The sequence below is a fragment of the Saccharothrix coeruleofusca genome, assembly GCF_017876325.1.
GTDB lineage: Bacteria > Actinomycetota > Actinomycetes > Mycobacteriales > Pseudonocardiaceae > Actinosynnema > Actinosynnema coeruleofuscum.
Map to the genome: position 1 here is coordinate 3,567,692 of NZ_JAGINV010000001.1, position 17,371 is coordinate 3,585,062.

At 72.6% G+C, this 17,371-nt stretch carries 14 protein-coding genes; 4 read left to right on the forward strand and 10 right to left on the reverse strand.

Going from position 1 to position 17,371, the window contains the following annotated elements; all coding sequences use genetic code 11:
- Positions 1 to 44: 44 nt before the first annotated feature.
- Positions 45 to 692: a hypothetical protein gene (locus tag JOF41_RS16070; protein ID WP_209619923.1), complete on the reverse strand. Its 648-nt coding sequence runs from the start codon at positions 690 to 692 to the stop codon at positions 45 to 47.
- Between the two features lie 85 nt (positions 693 to 777).
- A complete protein-coding gene (locus JOF41_RS16075) occupies positions 778 to 1,533 on the reverse strand; it encodes an ABC transporter ATP-binding protein (protein ID WP_229795988.1) in 756 nt (251 codons plus the stop codon).
- A 155-nt stretch (positions 1,534 to 1,688) separates the two neighbouring features.
- On the opposite strand from JOF41_RS16075, the gene JOF41_RS16080 reads away from it, so the two are divergent.
- On the forward strand, positions 1,689 to 4,547 hold the full coding sequence (locus JOF41_RS16080) for an aconitate hydratase (RefSeq protein WP_229795987.1): 2,859 nt from the start codon (positions 1,689 to 1,691) through the stop codon (positions 4,545 to 4,547).
- A 299-nt stretch (positions 4,548 to 4,846) separates the two neighbouring features.
- Positions 4,847 to 6,547, forward strand: coding sequence for a vWA domain-containing protein (locus JOF41_RS16085; RefSeq protein ID WP_209619925.1), 1,701 nt, complete (start codon positions 4,847 to 4,849; stop codon positions 6,545 to 6,547).
- 57 nt (positions 6,548 to 6,604) lie between these two features.
- On the opposite strand, the gene JOF41_RS16090 is transcribed toward JOF41_RS16085, so the two are convergent.
- The 4 genes from JOF41_RS16090 to JOF41_RS16105 all read right to left on the reverse strand — a co-directional run bounded on the left by JOF41_RS16090 (position 6,605) and on the right by JOF41_RS16105 (position 9,376).
- Positions 6,605 to 6,799: a DUF397 domain-containing protein gene (locus JOF41_RS16090; RefSeq protein ID WP_209619928.1), complete on the reverse strand. Its 195-nt coding sequence runs from the start codon at positions 6,797 to 6,799 to the stop codon at positions 6,605 to 6,607.
- The gene (locus tag JOF41_RS16095) at positions 6,790 to 7,464 is read right to left on the reverse strand and encodes a helix-turn-helix domain-containing protein (protein WP_209619931.1); all 675 of its coding nucleotides are present in this window, start codon (positions 7,462 to 7,464) and stop codon (positions 6,790 to 6,792) included. Before JOF41_RS16095 ends, JOF41_RS16090 begins: the two co-directional genes overlap by 10 nt.
- A 322-nt stretch (positions 7,465 to 7,786) precedes the next feature.
- Positions 7,787 to 8,485: an SDR family NAD(P)-dependent oxidoreductase gene (locus JOF41_RS16100; RefSeq protein ID WP_209619934.1), complete on the reverse strand. Its 699-nt coding sequence runs from the start codon at positions 8,483 to 8,485 to the stop codon at positions 7,787 to 7,789.
- A gap of 12 nt (positions 8,486 to 8,497) precedes the next feature.
- Positions 8,498 to 9,376, reverse strand: a complete 879-nt coding sequence (locus tag JOF41_RS16105; RefSeq protein WP_209619936.1) for a helix-turn-helix domain-containing protein — start codon at positions 9,374 to 9,376, stop codon at positions 8,498 to 8,500.
- A 142-nt stretch (positions 9,377 to 9,518) separates the two neighbouring features.
- Between JOF41_RS16105 and JOF41_RS16110 the strand changes: the two genes are divergently transcribed.
- Entirely contained in the window at positions 9,519 to 10,547 is a 1,029-nt protein-coding gene (locus JOF41_RS16110; RefSeq protein WP_209619939.1) for an NADP-dependent oxidoreductase, read from the forward strand.
- 102 nt (positions 10,548 to 10,649) lie between these two features.
- On the opposite strand, the gene JOF41_RS16115 is transcribed toward JOF41_RS16110, so the two are convergent.
- Both JOF41_RS16115 and JOF41_RS16120 read right to left on the reverse strand, forming a co-directional pair.
- A complete protein-coding gene (locus JOF41_RS16115; protein ID WP_307867428.1) occupies positions 10,650 to 12,251 on the reverse strand; it encodes an alpha/beta hydrolase in 1,602 nt (533 codons plus the stop codon).
- A 179-nt stretch (positions 12,252 to 12,430) separates the two neighbouring features.
- Complete coding sequence (locus tag JOF41_RS16120) at positions 12,431 to 12,787, reverse strand: hypothetical protein (RefSeq protein WP_189225287.1); 357 nt, start codon at positions 12,785 to 12,787, stop codon at positions 12,431 to 12,433.
- A gap of 124 nt (positions 12,788 to 12,911) precedes the next feature.
- Between JOF41_RS16120 and JOF41_RS16125 the strand changes: the two genes are divergently transcribed.
- The gene (locus JOF41_RS16125; protein ID WP_209619944.1) at positions 12,912 to 15,653 is read left to right on the forward strand and encodes a WD40 repeat domain-containing protein; all 2,742 of its coding nucleotides are present in this window, start codon (positions 12,912 to 12,914) and stop codon (positions 15,651 to 15,653) included.
- Positions 15,654 to 15,659: 6 nt separating this feature from the next.
- On the opposite strand, the gene egtD is transcribed toward JOF41_RS16125, so the two are convergent.
- Together egtD and egtC are read right to left on the reverse strand one after the other, a co-directional pair.
- Entirely contained in the window at positions 15,660 to 16,628 is a 969-nt protein-coding gene (gene egtD, locus JOF41_RS16130; protein ID WP_209619947.1) for an L-histidine N(alpha)-methyltransferase, read from the reverse strand.
- On the reverse strand, positions 16,625 to 17,371 hold the full coding sequence (gene egtC, locus JOF41_RS16135) for an ergothioneine biosynthesis protein EgtC (protein ID WP_189225284.1): 747 nt from the start codon (positions 17,369 to 17,371) through the stop codon (positions 16,625 to 16,627). Before egtC ends, egtD begins: the two co-directional genes overlap by 4 nt.

Genomic DNA, 17,371 nt, shown 5'->3' on the forward strand with positions numbered 1-17,371 from the left:
GCCGTGCAGGCGGGCCCCCTTCGCCGTGCTCGCCCGCGTCCACCTCATCCCCTGCGCGGCCCCAGCCTCGTGGCGGTCAGGGTGGCGATCACCAGCAGCGCCAACGCGCACGCGCCGGAGACCAGCAGCACGGGCAGGACGTCGCGCTGGTCGTTCAGCGCCCCCAGCACGCTGCCCACCGGGGGCACCCGTCCCAGCGGGAACGGCAGCACCACCAGCGCGGTCGCCGCGAGCACGCCCCACCCGAGCCTGGTGATCACCGGCCGGGCGCACAGCAGGCCGACGCCGACCCCGGTCAGCCCGCACACCAGGTGCGCGCCGAAGCCCTGCGCCACCACCTCCGGCGGGTAGGGACGCGACTGGGTCAGCACCGGCACCCCGGTGGCCACCAGCGCCAGCAGGCACGCGCACAGCGCCGCGCTCACGGCGACCGCGCCCTGCACGCGGCCCCAGCCGCCCGCAGCCACCACGGTCACCGACCGCCGCACCGGGTCCTCGGCGGTGGCGACCACGACGGTCAGCCACACCGCCACCGGGTAGATCAGCACGCAGGACCCCGCGTAGGCGACCAGCGGCACCCCCGCGTCACTGGCGTACAACATCCCCAGCACCGCGAGGAACACCATCACCGGCGCCAGGAACCGCTGCGAGCGCAGCACGTCCGCCAGCAGGTACCGCACCAGCGCGTTCACCCTCCACCCCTCCGCGAGTCGCGCGTCCGGGCACCCCGAACCGAGCGTTCCGACACCGCGAACCGAGCGTTCGCGCACCTCGGCGTCACGACCGCACGCTCCGCACCGAGCAGCCCAGCCGCAGCACCTCCGCCAGCACCCCGTCACTGGCGTCGCGCCGGACCTCCAGCCGCGCGCCGCCGCCGACGGCCGTGGCCGCCAGCACCCCGTCCAGCTCGCTCACCCGCGCCAGCAGCCCGCCCACCCGGTCCAGCTCGACCACCACCCCGGTCGGGGAGCCGCCGGTCAGCCGCAGCTCGCGCGCGTCGGGCAGGTCGTGGCCGTGGTGGTCGGTCAGCAGCACCGCCGCCCCCTCCTCCCGCGCCGTGGCGACCAGCTCGCCCAGCACCGCGCCCGCGGCCGCGTCCAGCCCGGACCACGGCTCGTCGAGCACCAGCAGGTCGGTGGCCTGCAGGGCTTGGACCAGCGCGACCTTCTGCGCGTTGCCCTTGGACAGCCGCGCCATCGGCGCGCTGTCGTCGCCGACGAACCCCAGCGCCTCCAGCAGGTCCCACCGCGCGGGCACGCCGCGCACGGCGGCCAGGTGCCCCAGGTAGGCGCGGGCCGACAGGCCGACTCCGGCGGGGAAGCGCTCGGGCAGGTAGCCGACCGAGGCCGGTCGGCGCACCCGCCCGGTGGTCGGCGCGGTCAGCCCCGCCGCCACCCGCAGCAGCGTGGACTTGCCCGAGCCGTTGCCGCCCGCGACCACCACCAGCTCCCCCGGCTCCACCGCGAGGTCCACGTCCCGCAGCACCCAGGGACCGCGCCCGTAGCGCTTGCCGATCCGATCAAGACCCAACACCGGGGCGATGATGCCGTGATCTCCGTGGGGCCGGGTTGAAGCCGAATACAGGACACGCGTACTGTTTAACCCGGGAGGGCGCCGCACCCGCGGGTGCGGAAGACTCACGGAAGTTCCCCAACCGACTTTTGCGCGTCACCAAGATGGAGTTGGTCGTGACTGCACCAGCGAGCAAGGACAGCTTCGGCGCCCGCGGCACGCTCACCGTCGGCGACGCCTCGTACGAGGTGTTCCGGCTGAGCGCGGTCGAGGGCGCGGAGCGCCTGCCGTACAGCTTGAAGATCCTGCTGGAGAACCTGCTGCGGACCGAGGACGGCGCGAACATCACCGCCGACCACGTGCGCGCCCTCGGCAGCTGGGACCCCACCGCCCAGCCCAACACCGAGATCCAGTTCACCCCGGCCCGCGTGGTCATGCAGGACTTCACCGGCGTGCCCTGCGTGGTCGACCTGGCCACCATGCGCGAGGCGGTGACCCAGCTGGGCGGCGACCCGGCCAAGGTCAACCCGCTGGCGCCCGCCGAGCTGGTCATCGACCACTCGGTGATCGCCGACGTGTTCGGCCGCCCGGACGCCTTCGAGCTGAACGTGGACCTGGAGTACGAGCGCAACCGGGAGCGCTACCAGTTCCTGCGCTGGGGGCAGACCGCGTTCGACGAGTTCAAGGTCGTCCCGCCGGGCACCGGCATCGTGCACCAGGTCAACATCGAGCACCTGGCGCGCGTGGTCATGGTCCGCGGCGGCCAGGCCTACCCCGACACCCTGGTGGGCACCGACAGCCACACCACCATGGTCAACGGCATCGGCGTGCTGGGCTGGGGCGTGGGCGGCATCGAGGCCGAGGCCGCGATGCTGGGCCAGCCGGTGTCCATGCTGATCCCGCGCGTGGTCGGCTTCAAGCTGCACGGCGAGCTGCCCGCGGGCGCCACCGCCACCGACCTGGTGCTGACCATCACGCAGATGCTGCGCGAGCACGGCGTGGTCGGCAAGTTCGTCGAGTTCTACGGCTCGGGCGTGGGCGCGGTGCCGCTGGCCAACCGCGCCACCATCGGCAACATGAGCCCCGAGTTCGGCTCCACCTGCGCGATCTTCCCGATCGACGGCGAGACCATCGACTACCTGAAGCTGACCGGCCGCTCGGCCGAGCAGCTGGCGCTGGTCGAGGCCTACGCCAAGGAGCAGGGCCTGTGGCACGACCCGGCGCGCGAGCCGGTCTACTCCGAGACCCTGGAGCTGGACCTGTCGACGGTCGTCCCGTCGATCGCCGGTCCCAAGCGCCCGCAGGACCGCATCGAGCTGACCAACGCCAAGGCGGCGTTCCGCCAGGCGCTGACCGACTACGTCAGCCACGGCGTGACCGGCGGCGACGACCGCAAGCCCGGCGTGCCGCAGAACACCGCGCCCTACGGCGCGGACTCGTCGGTGGACGAGGCGGTCTCCGAGTCGTTCCCGGCCAGCGACCCGCCCGCCTACGGCCACGAGGACGGCGCGAACGGCAAGCCCGCGGTCCACTCCGCCGCCGAGGGCAGCGACGGCCGCCCGTCCAACCCGGTCAAGGTGACCGTGGACGGCGCCGAGTTCGAGCTGGACCACGGCGCGGTCGCGATCGCCGCGATCACCTCGTGCACCAACACCTCCAACCCGTCGGTGATGATCGGCGCGGCCCTGCTGGCCAAGAAGGCCGTGGAGAAGGGCCTGGAGCGCAAGCCGTGGGTCAAGACGACCCTCGCGCCGGGCTCCAAGGTCGTCATGGACTACTACGAGCGCGCGGGCCTGCTGCCGTACCTGGAGAAGCTGGGCTTCCACCTGGTCGGCTACGGCTGCACCACGTGCATCGGCAACTCGGGTCCGCTGCAGGAGGAGATCTCCGCGGGCGTCAACCAGGGCGACCTGGCCGTGGTGTCGGTGCTGTCGGGCAACCGGAACTTCGAGGGCCGGATCAACCCCGACATCAAGATGAACTACCTCGCCTCGCCGCCGCTCGTGGTCGCCTACGCGCTGGCGGGCTCGATGGACAAGGACATCACCACCGAGCCGCTGGGCACCGACCAGAACGGCGAGCCGGTGTACCTGGCCGACATCTGGCCGTCGCCGCAGGAGATCTCCGAGGTCGTCGCGTCGGCGATCTCGCCGGAGGGCTTCACCAAGGGCTACGCCGACGTGTTCGCGGGCGACCAGCGCTGGCAGTCGCTGCCCACGCCGACCGGCAACACCTTCGAGTGGGACGCCGAGTCGACCTACGTGCGCAAGCCCCCGTACTTCGAGGGCATGGAGATGGAGCCCAAGCCGGTCACCGACATCAGCGGCGCGCGGGTGCTGGCGCTGCTGGGCGACTCGGTCACCACCGACCACATCTCCCCGGCGGGCGCGATCAAGGCCGACTCCCCGGCGGGCAAGTACCTCACCGAGCACGGCGTCGAGCGCAAGGACTTCAACTCCTACGGCTCGCGGCGCGGCAACCACGAGGTCATGATCCGCGGCACGTTCGCCAACATCCGGCTGCGCAACCTGCTGCTGGACGGCGTGCAGGGCGGCTACACCCGCAACTTCCTGGCGGACGGCGAGCAGACCACCATCTACGACGCCTCGGTGGCCTACGCCGAGGCGGGCGTGCCGCTGGTGGTGCTGGCGGGCAAGGAGTACGGCTCGGGCTCGTCGCGCGACTGGGCGGCCAAGGGCACCTCGCTGCTGGGCGTGCGCGCGGTGATCGCGGAGTCGTTCGAGCGCATCCACCGGTCGAACCTGATCGGCATGGGCGTGCTGCCGCTGCAGTTCCCGGCCGGTGAGTCGGCGGCTTCGCTGGGCCTGGACGGCACCGAGACCTTCGACTTCAGCGGCATCACCGCCCTCAACGACGGTGCGACGCCGGAGACGGTGAAGGTCGTGGCCACCAAGCAGGACGGCTCGAAGGTGGAGTTCGACGCGGTGGTCCGCATCGACACCCCCGGCGAGGCGGACTACTACCGCAACGGCGGCATCATGCAGTACGTGCTGCGCAAGATGGTCCGCAGCTGACGCGGACCGCGTTCGAGGGGCCGTCCGCTTCGGCGGGCGGCCCCTCGCCGTTCGCGCGGAACACGAAGGAAATATCGCACGAGCGATTTCCGGATTACAAATCCGCCCAGCCCGCTAACATTCGCCACCACAGCGGCGATGCACGATTCCGCTAACTCTTTCAGGTGAGTTCCGGTCCCCTTTCCGGAAACCGCGCTTAATCTCACCGTGCCGGGCCCCCCGACTCGTCGGGAACAGCGCGACGTGGTTCCACGGGGAATTCACGAGCGACCGGCGCGCACGAGAGAGATGCGACACCGATGAGAACCAGAAAGAGACAGACCTGCTTCACCGCGGCCGCCGTGCTCGCCGCGCTGGCCGTGCCGCTCGCGGCCGCGCCCGCCGCGCAGGCCGCAGGCGGCACCGTCACGGGCACCAAGTCGCTGGGCGCGACCGACATCGACTGCGGCGGGTCGGTCCCGGTGACCGTCGCGCTCGACGCCGAGAACGGCATCTCCGGCAGCCCGGTGGACGTCGCGCTGGTGCTCGACCGCTCGGGCAGCATGGCGGGCCAGCCGATCGCGGACCTGAAGACCGCCGCGAAGGGGTTCGTCGACCTCGTCGACGAGGCCACCGACGGCTCGCTGGACGGGGTCATCGCCAACGGCAGCAGGCTGGGGGTGGTCAGCTTCGCCTCCACCGCGACCGCGGACACGCCGCTGACCTCCGACGCCAACGCCGTGAAATCGGCCATCGACGCGCTGGTCGCCGACGGCAGCACCAACCACTCCGAGGCCATTTCCACCGCGCAGGCGCAATTGGCCGGATCACTGCCCGGAAACGCCAAGAAGATGGTCGTCATGACCGACGGCGAGACCACCGCGGGCGGCGACGCCAGTGACGACGCGGTCGCCGCGCGGGCGGCCGGGACGGAGATCTTCGGCATCGGGCTGGGTGCCGCCGACGAGGCCGAGATCCAGGACTGGACCAGCGACCCGGACAGCGCGCACTACCGCTACGCGCCGGACTCCGGTCAGCTGGCCGAGGTGTTCGCCGCCATCGGCGCGGCGATCGTCGTACCCGCCGCCACCGGCGTGACGGTGGTGGACACCGTGGCGCCGCAGTTCTCCATCAGCTCCCCGGCGGTCTCCAAGGGGTCGGTCGCCCAGGCGGGCAACCAGCTCACCTGGACCATCGACGAGCTGGGCACCGAGTCGCCCACGCTGACCTTCACCGCGACGCACGACCCGGCGGCGGGCGGCGGCGCGCTGGCGGTCAACCCGTCGGTCGCCTACACCGACGCCGAGGGCCACGTGGTGACCTTCGCCAACCCGGTGGTGAACGTGCACGGGTGCGCGGCGGCCATCGACGTCGAGCCCGAGCACGCGGTCAACGAGCTGGGCACGCCGGGCCAGACGCACACCGCCACGGCGACGGTGACCGACGACTTCGGTGACCCGGTGGCGGGCGTGCCGGTGGACTTCACCGTGCTGTCCGGCCCGAACGCGGGCGCGGCGGGCGCGGCGGACACCTCGGGCGCGGGCACCTCGGACTTCACCTACCCCGGCGCGCAGGGCCTGGCCGGCCTGGGCACCGACAGCATCCGCGGCTGCTTCACCCACGCCTCGGGGCAGCAGCGGTGCGACGACGTGCTCAAGGACTGGGTGGACACCACTCCCCCGACGGTGACCTGCACGCCGACCAACAACCCCGGCGGCGGGACCGAGCCGCCCGCCGACAACGAGGACGGCTTCTTCCAGCTCACCGCCACCGACGCGGTGGACCCCGCCCCGGAGGTCTACGTCGCGGACTCGGCCAGCTCCTACGTCTTCGGAGGCTTCCCCAGCGGCACGAAGATCAAGCTGGTGCAGGCTCCGGGCGCCACGCCGAACCAGAAGGTCGGCGTGGGCGACATCGACTGGCGGATCACGCTCAACGGCGACGCGCTGGTGTACGCCGTGGACGCGTCGGGCAACCAGTCCGCCCCGGTGAGCTGCCTGGTGCCGCCCGGCCCCAAGTAGTCCCCGGACGGTGAGCGGCGCGGCGCGCCCCGCGCCGCTCACCCGGGGGTCGGGCGCTCAGACGTCGTAGTCGCCGTCCTTGACGCCCGCGACGAACACCGCCCACTCCTCGTGGGTGAACACCGCCGTCCCCGCCTCGGGACGCAGGTCGTTGCGGACGTGCACCGCGTCCTCGGTGAACTTCGTCCCGACGCACGTGCCGCCGTTCGTCGTGCGACGGGGCAGGAACCACGTGTTGGACTTCAGGGGCATACGCCGTGGAAGGCGTGCGGACCGCCGTCGAACGGCATCACCTGGATGGTCACGTTCTCCGTGGCGGAGTTGAAGTGGATCAGGTGGTCGAGTTGCTCGCTCATGACTTTCGGACCGCCGATGGCCGTGCGCAGAGCGCTTTCGCTCAGGATGCACCAGTAGCGCAGTGGCGGCCGGTGCGTGCGGGTCAGCAGCTTGCCGCGCTCCATCCTCAGGTCGAGCAGCTTGGCCACCTCGTTCCGCTGACCGTTCCACGCCCAGTCCAGCAGCGCCTCGGCGTACGGGCGGATCTGGAGGATGCCGGGCACCGGTTCGCTGGAGCAGCGGAGCGAGGACACCGCCTGCGCTTCCAGGTCCACGATCCGGCGGTGGTTGTCGGGCACGGTGGCGGCGGTGTACGGGCCGGGTGCCCGACGCCTGCGCGAAGTCCGGGCGAACCGCACCAGTTCCGCGCGTTCCTCGCCCATGACGCCGTAGTGGTCGAGCAGCCGCTCCAATTCCACCGGCTTGGGCTTGGACCGCCCGGTCTCCAGGTCGCCGATCTTCGAGATCGTGTACCCGAGCACCGTGGCGGCACCATCCCGCGTCACGCGCGCCTGTTCGCGCATTCGCCGCAGGGTCGCGGCGATCTGGATGTGCTCCGGCTGCACCCCGCGCATTGTCATGGTTTCAACGTAGCGGGCTGTCCGCCTTGCGGAAGTCACTCAACTGGATAAATGCGCGGCTCGACGTCAGTAGATGCGTTTTGCCGAAAGGTTGGCGGAGCCGGGAGGCGAACGCGGGCGGTGCGGGGTTCGACATGGGCGCACCTGGAAGAGGACAGCGCCGTCAGCTATCGGGTCGCTCCCGATGACGATTGCGCCACGTTCGTGGTATTCGGTCCGATCGAAGTCGAGTGGACCATGCCGCATTCGCTGGTCAAGCGCTGCCGCGACGTGTTCGACGTCGCGCTCCGCGATATCGACGCGGATATTCGATTACCGCTCCTCAGCGCATCGTCGCCCCGCCGTCGACGACGAGGACTTGCCCGGTCAGCGCTTGCGCGCCGTCGGAGGCGAGGAAGGCGACGGTGTGAGCGGTGTCCTCGGGGGTCAGCGGGCGCTTCATCGCCTGGGTGGCGACGACCGCTTCGATCTGCCCGGCGTCGTTGACGCTTCGCGCGATGGGCGTGTCGGTCAGGCCCGGCGCGACCGCGGTGACCGCGATCCCGTCGCCGCCGAGGTCGACGGCCAGCGTGCGCACGACGCCGAGCATGGCCCCCTTGCTGGCCACGTAGGGCAGGAACCGGGGATCGGGGGGCGACCAGAGCGTGTCGGAGGCGACGAGCACGATGCGGCCGAACCCGCGCTCGGCCATCCCCGGCGTGAACGCCCGCGCCAACCACAGCGCGGCTTCCACGTTGACGGCCTGGACGGCCCGCCAGCGCCGCGCGTCGAACTCCCCCAGGGACATCGGGTCGATGACGCCCGCGCAGTGGACCAGGACGTCGACCCGCCCGTATCGGTCCAGGACCTCGGCCCCGGCGCGCCTGGTCGCGGACTCCGACGCCAGGTCGGCGACGACGTCCCCGTCGCGCCTGCCGAGGGCGACCGTCCGGTGGCCCGTCGCGCCGAGCGCCGCGACGATGGCGCTCCCGATCGCGCCCGTGCCGCCGGTGACGACGGCGACGCGCTGCTCGCTTGTCATGCGCACCTGCTTTCAGGAGGAGGGGTGTGCCGCCGAGTCGGCCCTGGTCGTGCCGTCCGGCCGGGGAGCGGGGGTGAGCGCGGACGAGCCCAGCAGCGCCAGCTTCTCGGCGTCCGCGGAACCCGCGTCGGCGTGGTAGATGACGAGGGTGATGCCGTCGGTCCCGCTGATCGCGAGCCGCTGGCGGTGCACTCGCAGCTGTCCCACCTGGGGGTGGTCGAACAGGACCGGGGTGACGCGCTGGTTGGCCACGTCGTGGCGGTGCCACAGGTCGCGGAAGCGCGGGCTCGCCACGGAGAGCTCCCCGACCAGCTCGATGAAGCGCTGGTCGTCGGTGTCGGTGCCCACGGCCTGCCGGAGGCTGGCGACGTAGCACCTCGCGGTCCCGTCCCAGTCCAGGTGCAGGCCCTGCTCCGCCGGGTCGAGGAACACGTCGAGCAGCTGGTTGCGGCCGACCGCCAGGCGCGGTGACAGCGCGGTCGCCGCGGCGTTGGCGGCCAGGACGTCGAAGTAGCGCCCCTCGACGAAGGCGGGGTGCGGCAGGGTCGGCAGCAGTTCGACGGTGCTGGCGGGCACCGTCTCCTCGCGGGGCCTGCGCCGGGGTCGCCGGGGCTTGTCCGACGCCAGGCTCAGCAGGTAGGCCACGTGCTCGTCGTCGAGCTGGAGGACGCGCGCGATGGATTCGAGGACCTGCGCCGACGGGTTGCGGTCGCGTCCCCGCTCCAAGCGCAGGTAGTAGTCGACGCTGATGCCTGCGAGCATGGCCACCTCCTCGCGCCGCAAGCCGGGCACCCGCCGCCCGCCGACGTCGGTGAGGCCCGCTTGCTCGGGGGTGACCAGCTCGCGGCGGGCGCGGAGGTACTCGCCCAGGCGATTCGGCTTGTCGGTCATGGGAATCAACGTATGCGGCGGGCGACCGGGCACGGGAGGACCTGTCACTACCAGGGTCCGCAGGGGCACTGGTCCGGTCCCGACGCCCGGCGTTGTCTGGCGGGGCCACCACTCACCCCACTCCACCGAGGAAGACCACTTCATGCGCTCACAGGTGAACCGGCAGATCGTCCTGGCGGCCCGGCCGCACGGCAACCCCAAGGAGAGCGACTTCGAGATCGTGGAGCGCCCCGTGCCCGTCCCCGGCGACGGGCAGGTGCTCGTCCGGAACCTCCTGGTCTCGCTGGACCCCTTCAACCGCATCCTGATGGGCAACGCGAACAGCGACCAGGCCCCCATCGAGCTCGGCGAGACGATGTTCGGCTTCACCGTCGGCGTCGTCGAGCGCAGCGACAACCCCGCTTTCGCCGTCGGCGACCACGTCGTGGGCTTCACCGGCACCACCGGTTGGCAGGACTACGCCGTGTCCGACGGGTCGGACCTGCGGGTGGTCGACCCGGACGTGGTGCCGCTGTCGGCGCACCTGGGCGTGCTGGGCGTGACCGGCCTCACGGCCTGGGTCGGCCTGACCGAGGTCCTGGACCCGAAGCCGGGCGGGACGCTCGTGGTCACCGCCGCGGCGGGGGCCGTCGGCTCGGCCGCGGCCCAGCTGGGCAAGCTCCGGGGGCACCGGGTGGTGGGGATCGCGGGCGGCCCCGAGAAGACCCGCCACCTGCTCGACGACCTCGGCCTGGACGCCGCCGTCGACCACCGGGCACCCGACTTCGCCGAACGGCTCGCCCGCGCCGTGCCCGACGGGATCGACACCGTCTACGAGAACGTGGGTGCCGCCCTGTTCCCCGCGCTGGTGCCGCACCTGAACCGGGGCGCGCGGATCGCCGTGGGCGGCGTCATGTCGCAGATCACCCGGACCGGGGCCTTCGAGGGACCGGACCACCTGCCGGACCTGCTCAGGGCTGCCCTCTACAAGACCCTGACCATCCGCGGTTTCGACGTGACCGAGTTCTACGACCGCTACCCGCGGTTCCTCGCCGAGCTCACCCCGGCCGTGGTGGAGGGGAAGCTGCACCACAGCGCGCACGTCGTCGAGGGACTCGAAGCCATCCCCGCCGCGTTCCCCCGGATGTTCACCGGGCAGGTCGCGGGCAAGATGATCGCGAAGATCGGCTGAGCACGCCCGCCGACCGCGCGGACAGCCGCCTCAAGATCACCGGGTCGCGACCCGTGAGGACCTCGAGGCGGCTGTGGCCGTCACCGCGCTCCGGCGGACCGGTCAGGCGAAGGGCTGGTTGTCGGGCTGGAAGACCTGGCCGGACGCGGGTGCCTTGAGGTTGACCAGGTAGTCGGCCACCACGGCGTCCACGCCCGCGCTGTCGCCGAGGATGCAGTGGCCGAACGAGTCCACGCTCACCAGCACCGCGTTGCCCAGCTGCCGGGCCATGCGCTGCGAGAACTTGTACTGCGTGGCCGGGTCGTAGTAGTTGCCCACGACGACGACCGGGTTCGGGGTGCGCCGGTGCCACGGGCCCGACCACCGGTCCGGAGACCGCACCGGCCACGAAGCGCAGGTCAGCAGGTCGGACGCGGCCTGCATGCGGCCGAAGGTGGGCGATTCGCGCTCCCACTTCGCGGCCACCGCCGGGAACCGCTCGGGCACCTTCGGGAACGGCTTGTCCGAGCAGTTCACGCCGTAGTAGGAGTCGTCGGCGAGGTACTCGGCGTCACCCGCGACGCCCACCCGGACATCGGCCAGGCCGCGCTTGTTGGGAGGCGGGGCGGGCTGCTCGGCGATCCGCGCGGACGACGAGGCCGAGTCGGGGTGCAGGACGTTGTAGATGTCCTGCAACCACTCCGCCAACCCCTGGAACGCGCCGGGCGAGTACAGCACGCCCGCCACCCTGGTGATGTACGTGGCGTAGGTCACGACCGCGCCCCCCGGGAGGGTGATCGGATTGGCGCGCAGGTGGTCGCGCACCTCGTCGAACTTGGCGCGCGGGTCGCCGCCGCTGTAGGCGCACTTGTCGCCCACGGCGTCGCAGTGCTTCAGGAACGCGTCGAGCGCGAGCTCGAAGCCCTGGGCACGCTGCCGGTCGTACTCGGTGCCGTCACTGGTGCGCAGCGCCGGGTCGACGTTGCCGTCCAGCACCAGGGCGCGCGACTTGCTCGGGAACATGGCGGCGTAGGTGGCGCCGAGCAGCGTGCCGTAGGAGAAGCCCACGTAGTTCAACTGCTTGTCGCCCACGCCCTGGCGCAGCAGGTCCAGGTCGCGCGCCACGGCCTCGGTGGACATGTGCCGCAGCAGCGGCCCGGCGTTGCGGGCGCAGGCCGAGGTGTAGTCCTCGGTGGCGTCCATGGTGTCGCGGATCTCGGTGCGCGTCACCGGGACCGCCGCCATCCGGCCGAAGACCTCCCGCGCCTCCTCCTCGGTCTTGAAGCAGCGCAGCGGGGTGCTGCGGGCCACGCCGCGCGGGTCGAAGCCGACGAGGTCGAAGCGCTTGAGCACCTCGGGCTGGAACAGCGATCCGCCGTAGGTGGGGTAGAGCAGGCCCGAGCCACCCGGCCCGCCGGGGTTGAGGAACAGCGAGCCGATCCGGTTGGCCTGGTCGTCGGCGGACCGCTTCAGCAGCGCGATGGTGATCTTCTCGCCGTGCGGCTCGCGGTGGTCCAGCGGGACCGGGTGGTCGGCGCAGCTGACCTTGTCCCGCTCCTCGGCCGGGACCGAGGACAGCACGTCCTCCGGACAGGCCGCCCACTGGACCGGCGTCGCCCCCTGCGTCTCCTGCGCCGCCGCCGACCCGGTGGCCACGAGCCCCGACGCGGCGGTGCCGACGGCCAGCGCGACGGCCAGCGCTCTCCTTGCGAGTGGATGTAACACGAGTGTCGCTCCCTCGGTCTCCCTCGGCGCCGCCCTCCTCCGGTGCCGCGACGCCATCGCCGGAGGCTCCCACCATCGGGCAGCGGACAACACCCGCAGAACGGAGGTTTTGCGTACGTTCTGTGATGCATCCAGTCTCATGAGTGGCCAGAGAGAGGCTCGACTCCGTGAACGAACGGCTACGGGCAAGGCGGGCTCAGCGGCCACGGGCACGTCCAGAGCACGTAGGCGAAGGCCGACTTCGTGGAGGTGTTGTAGTCACAGGAGTACGCGGAGATCCGCCCCTTGGCCCGCAGCACCCTCATGGACTCGTCGCACTTGCGGCAGGCGGTGGTCCGATCACCGCCGAAGTTGCCGTAGTGGACCGATCCGGGCACCGGGCGCGCGTCCGTGCAGTAGACCAGCACCCCCACGTCGGTGACCGCGGGTCGCGCCGTCCGCTCCACCGCCACCGCTCCCGATGTCGCGGTGGTGAGCGACACCACCACCACGAGCACGGCGACCAGCGACCCGACCACACGTCGCATCAGAACCATGCGCTGCTCCTTCCCGAGCACCGGCGTTGACCAGACGAGTTCTAGTGCGGACGGGTGGTCTTGCATCGATCCCGGCGCGGTGAACGACGAGCACTGGACAATGGAGCACGGGGGGAGACGTGCCATGCCGCGCAAAGAACGCCCGCTCGACGCGGGTGACAGCACGTTGGTGGAGTTCGCCGAAGGGCTGCGCGAGCTGCGCGCCAGAGCGGGCCTGCCGCCCTACCGGACGCTGTCCGCGCGGGCGCACTACTCCGCCGCCGCGCTGTCGGAGGCGGCCAGCGGCCGCAAGCTGCCCAGCCTCGGCCTGACCCTCGCCTACGTGGGCGCCTGCGGCGGGGACGTCGAGGAGTGGGAGCGGCGCTGGCACGACATCGCCGCGGAGCAGGCGGGCAGGCAGCCGCCGCAGGACGGCGGCGACCCGCCGTACCGGGGGCTGGCCGCCTTCCAGCGGGAGGACGCCCACCGCTTCTACGGCCGCGACCGGCTCGTCGGGCAGCTGTGCGACCGGTTGTCCCGGCACCGGTTCGTCGCCGTGTTCGGCGCGTCGGGCTCGGGCAAGTCGTCACTGCTGAGAGCGGGCCTGCTGGCGCGGCTGGACTCCGCGGTGCTGCTCACCCCCGGCCCCTTCCCGGTCGAGGAGTACCGGCGCGTGCTCGCGGACGGCGGGGACCGGGAGCGGGTGGTCGTCGTCGACCAGTTCGAGGAGGTCTTCACGCTGTGCCGGGACCAGGCCCAGCGGGACCGCTTCATCGAGCTGCTGGTGGGCGCCTGCCGCGCGGAGCACGGCGGTCACCGGGTGGTCATCGGCGTCCGGGCCGACTTCTTCGCGCACTGCACCGCCTACCCGGAACTGGTGGAGGAGCTGCGCGACGGCCAGCTCACCGTCGGCCCCATGACGGCCGTCGAGCTCCAGCGGGCCATCACCCAGCCCGCCGTCAACGCGGGCTGCACCGTGGAGGGCGCGCTGCAGGCGGCGATCGTGGCCGAGGCCGCCGGACGGCCGGGTGTCCTGCCGCTGCTGTCGCACGCCCTGCTGGAGACCTGGCACCGCCGCCGGGGCAACGCGCTGACGCTGGCCGCCTTCCAGGCCGCGGGCGGCTTGACCGGCGCGCTCGCGCAGACCGCGGAGTCGGTCCACGACGCGCTGCCCCCGCACCAGCGCGACCTGCTCAAGAACCTCTTCCTGCGCCTGACCGCGTCCGACGAGGAGGCGGGCGACACCAAGCGGCGCGTCGCGTGGGACGAGCTGGACGACCACGCCGACCTGACCGCGGTGCTGCGGCGGCTGACCGAGAACCGGCTGCTCACCGTCGACCGCGAGGGCGTCGAGATCGCCCACGAAGCGCTCATCCAGCGATGGCCCCGCCTGCGCCAGTGGCTGGCCGAGGACCGCGAGGGCAGGCGGCTGCACCGCCACCTCACCGAGGCCACCGACGCCTGGGAGGCGCTGGGCGGGGACGCGGGCGCGCTCTACCGCGGCACCCGGCTGGCGCTGACCCTGGACTGGGCGGCGGGCAACCCCGCCGCGCTGACCCGGCGCGAACAGCGGTTCCTGCACGCGAGCAGGTCCGCCGAGCTGCGCGGCCACCGCCGCCTGCGCCGTCTGGTGGCGCTGCTGGGCGTGCTGTTCCTGCTGGCGGTGGCCGCGACGGCGTTCGCCGTGCGGACCGGTGCGACCGCCGCCGCGCAGCGCAACGCCGCCCTCGCCCAGATCGCGGCGGGCGAAGCGGTCGCGCGCTACCCGGACGACCCGGACCTGGCGGTCCAGCTCGCGCTGGCCGCGCACCGCCAGGCCCCCACCGACCACACCCGCGACAGCCTGCTCAGCACCCTGCCCCTGGCCGTGGTCGGTCACTCCAACGAGGTCCTCTCCACGGTGTTCGCCCCGGACGGCCGCACGATGGCCACCGCCGGGTTCGACCGCGCGGTGCGGCTGTGGGACGTCACCGACCCGCGACGGCCCACCGAGCTGGCCACCCTGACCGGGCACGACGAGGGCATCTACGGGACGGCCATCAGCCAGGACGGCCGCACCCTGGCCACCGCGAGCACGGACCGCACCGCGCGGCTGTGGGACATCACCGACCCCCGGCGCGCCGTGCAGATCGCCGTCCTCCAGCACGCCGAAGCGGTCTACTCGGTCTCGTTCAGCGCCGAGGGCGGCACCCTGGCCGTGAGCGGGTTCGACCACACGGTGCGGCTGTGGGGGGTCGAAGACCCGCGCAGCCCCGTCGAGCTCGCGGTGCTCGCGCACGCCGAGGCGGTCAACGTGGTCGAGTTCAGCCCGGACGGCCGCACGCTGGCCAGCGGCGGCATGGACCGCGCGGTGCGGCTGTGGGACGTCCGCGACCCCCGGCGACCGGTCGAGCTGACCACCCTCACCGAGCACACCGACGGCATGCACGCGCTGGCGTTCAGCCCCGACGGCCGCACCCTGGCCAGCGGGGGCGACGACCACACGGCGCGGCTGTGGGACGTCACCGACCCGCGGCGACCCACCCGGCTGGCCGTGCTCACCGGGCACGTCGACGGGATCTACGCGCTGGCGTTCAGCCCCGACGGCCGCACCCTGGCCAGCGGCAGCGACGACCGCGCGGTGCGGCTGTGGAACGTCGCCGACCCCCGCGGCCCCGTCGGTGTGGCCACCCTCAGCGGCCACACCGACGCGGTGAGCGAACTCGTCTTCAGCCCCGACGGCCGGGTGGTCGCCACGGCGAGCTGGGACAACACCGTCCGGCTGCTCACCACGGACTTCTCGCGGGCCATCGCGCACGCCTGCGAGCGCGTCCGCGAACCGCTGACCCGCGCGGAGTGGGAGCGCCACTTCCCCGGCCTCGACCACCGGCCGCCCTGCGCGGGCTGAGCGGGCCTACGGCAGGACCCGCGCCAGCGTCAGCGCGAAGCGGGCACCGGGATCGGTCCACCAGCGGACCGGCTCGAAGCCCGCCGCGGCCAGCTCGCGCTCCACGCCCTCGCGGCGGAACTTCGCGGAGACCTCGGTGCGCAGTTCCTCGCCCCGCTCGAACCCGACCTCCAGGTCCAGCGCCGCCACCCGGACGCGGACGGGGCGCTCCGCGCGCAGCCGCATCTCGATCCACTCCTGCTCGGCGTTCCACAGCGCCACGTGCGAGAACGCGTCGGGGTCGAAGTCGGCCGCCAGCTCGCGGTTGAGCACCCGCAGCACGTTGCGGTTGAACCGCGCGGTCACGCCCGCCGCGTCGTCGTAGGCGCGGACCAGCGTCGCGGGGTCCTTGACCAGGTCGGTGCCCAGCAGCAGCCACTCCCCCTCGTGCAGCACGTCCCGCACGGACGCGAGGAACTTCTCCCGCTCCTCGGGGAGCAGGTTGCCGATGGTGCCGCCCAGGAACGCCACCAGCCGGGGCGAGGTGCCCGGCAGTAGCCCCAGGTGCTCGGTGAAGTCGCCCACCACGCCGTGCACCCGCAGTCCGGGGTAGTCGGCCATGATGTCCGAGGCCGCCGCGGTCAGCGCCGAGGACGACACGTCCAGCGGCACGAACTCCCGCAGCGAGGGCCGCAGCGCGTCCAGCAGCAGCCGGGTCTTCTCCGACGACCCCGACCCCAGCTCCACCAGCGCCCGCGCCGCCGTCAGCTCGGCGATCTCACCGGCCCGCGCCACCAGGATCTCCCGCTCGGCGCGGGTCGGGTAGTACTCCGGCAACCGGGTGATGCGCTCGAACAGCTCGCTGCCCACCGCGTCGTAGAACCACTTGGGGGACAGCCACTTCGGTCGCGCGGTCAGCCCTTCGCGCGCCTCCAGGCGCAGCGCGCGCGCCGCGTCCTCGGGGGTGAGGTGCACGTCCAGCACTGGCTCGGTCATCGTCGTCCTATCGGTTGAACGTCCACAGTGGAGGGATCGGCCACGACGACGCGGCCGTCGGGCACCTCGGCCCACGGCCCGTCGTCCAGCGGCTCGGAGGACAGGGTCACCGCGCCGTCGTCGCGGCGCACCCACAGCGAGTGCGTCCACGTCGTACCGACCAGCACGGAACCGTTGGTGAGCAACAGGTTCAGCCGCGATCCGGGCGCGGCGGCGGCCACCTCGGCGACCACGCCCGCCACAGCATCGGCCGGTGCGCTCCCGGCGTTCAGCCGGGAGCGCACCAACGCCCACAACAGGGCCGAGTCCGTGGGCGCGTCGAGCGTCAGCAGCGACTCCACCGGCAGCGACGCGGCCAGGTCCACCACGGACGAGGGCCAGTCGACCACCCGTCCGTTGTGGCTGAACAGCCACCGCCCGTCGGTGAACGGCGCGCACGCGGTGTCCACCACCGGCATCCCGACGGTGGCCGAGCGCACCGCGGCCAGCACCGCGCCCGAGGCGGTGACCCGGCTCAGCGCGGCCAGGTTCTCGTCGGCCCAGATCGCCCCGGCCCTGCGGTAGCGCACCGCGGGGCCGCCGGGCGCGGGGTACCAGCCCACGCCGTACCCGTCGGCGTTGATCGTGCCGCCCCCGCGCATGTCCGCCGGGGCGTAGGACTGGTGCACCAGCGAGTGCGGCGGCTCGTGCACCAGCCGTGCGATGGGCACGGCGGGGCCCAGGTAACCCAGGTGGCGGCACAC

Excerpts from the sequence above, each read along its gene's own strand:
- JOF41_RS16085 (WP_209619925.1), top strand. The coding sequence starts at position 4,847 with ATGAGAACCAGAAAGAGACAGACCTGCTTCACCGCGGCCGCCGTGCTC.
- JOF41_RS16090 (WP_209619928.1), bottom strand. The coding sequence starts at position 6,799 with ATGCCCCTGAAGTCCAACACGTGGTTCCTGCCCCGTCGCACGACGAAC.
- JOF41_RS16095 (WP_209619931.1), bottom strand. The coding sequence starts at position 7,464 with ATGACAATGCGCGGGGTGCAGCCGGAGCACATCCAGATCGCCGCGACC.
- JOF41_RS16100 (WP_209619934.1), bottom strand. The coding sequence starts at position 8,485 with ATGACAAGCGAGCAGCGCGTCGCCGTCGTCACCGGCGGCACGGGCGCG.
- JOF41_RS16105 (WP_209619936.1), bottom strand. The coding sequence starts at position 9,376 with ATGACCGACAAGCCGAATCGCCTGGGCGAGTACCTCCGCGCCCGCCGC.
- JOF41_RS16110 (WP_209619939.1), top strand. The coding sequence starts at position 9,519 with ATGCGCTCACAGGTGAACCGGCAGATCGTCCTGGCGGCCCGGCCGCAC.
- JOF41_RS16120 (WP_189225287.1), bottom strand. The coding sequence starts at position 12,787 with ATGGTTCTGATGCGACGTGTGGTCGGGTCGCTGGTCGCCGTGCTCGTG.
- JOF41_RS16125 (WP_209619944.1), top strand. The coding sequence starts at position 12,912 with ATGCCGCGCAAAGAACGCCCGCTCGACGCGGGTGACAGCACGTTGGTG.
- egtD (WP_209619947.1), bottom strand. The coding sequence starts at position 16,628 with ATGACCGAGCCAGTGCTGGACGTGCACCTCACCCCCGAGGACGCGGCG.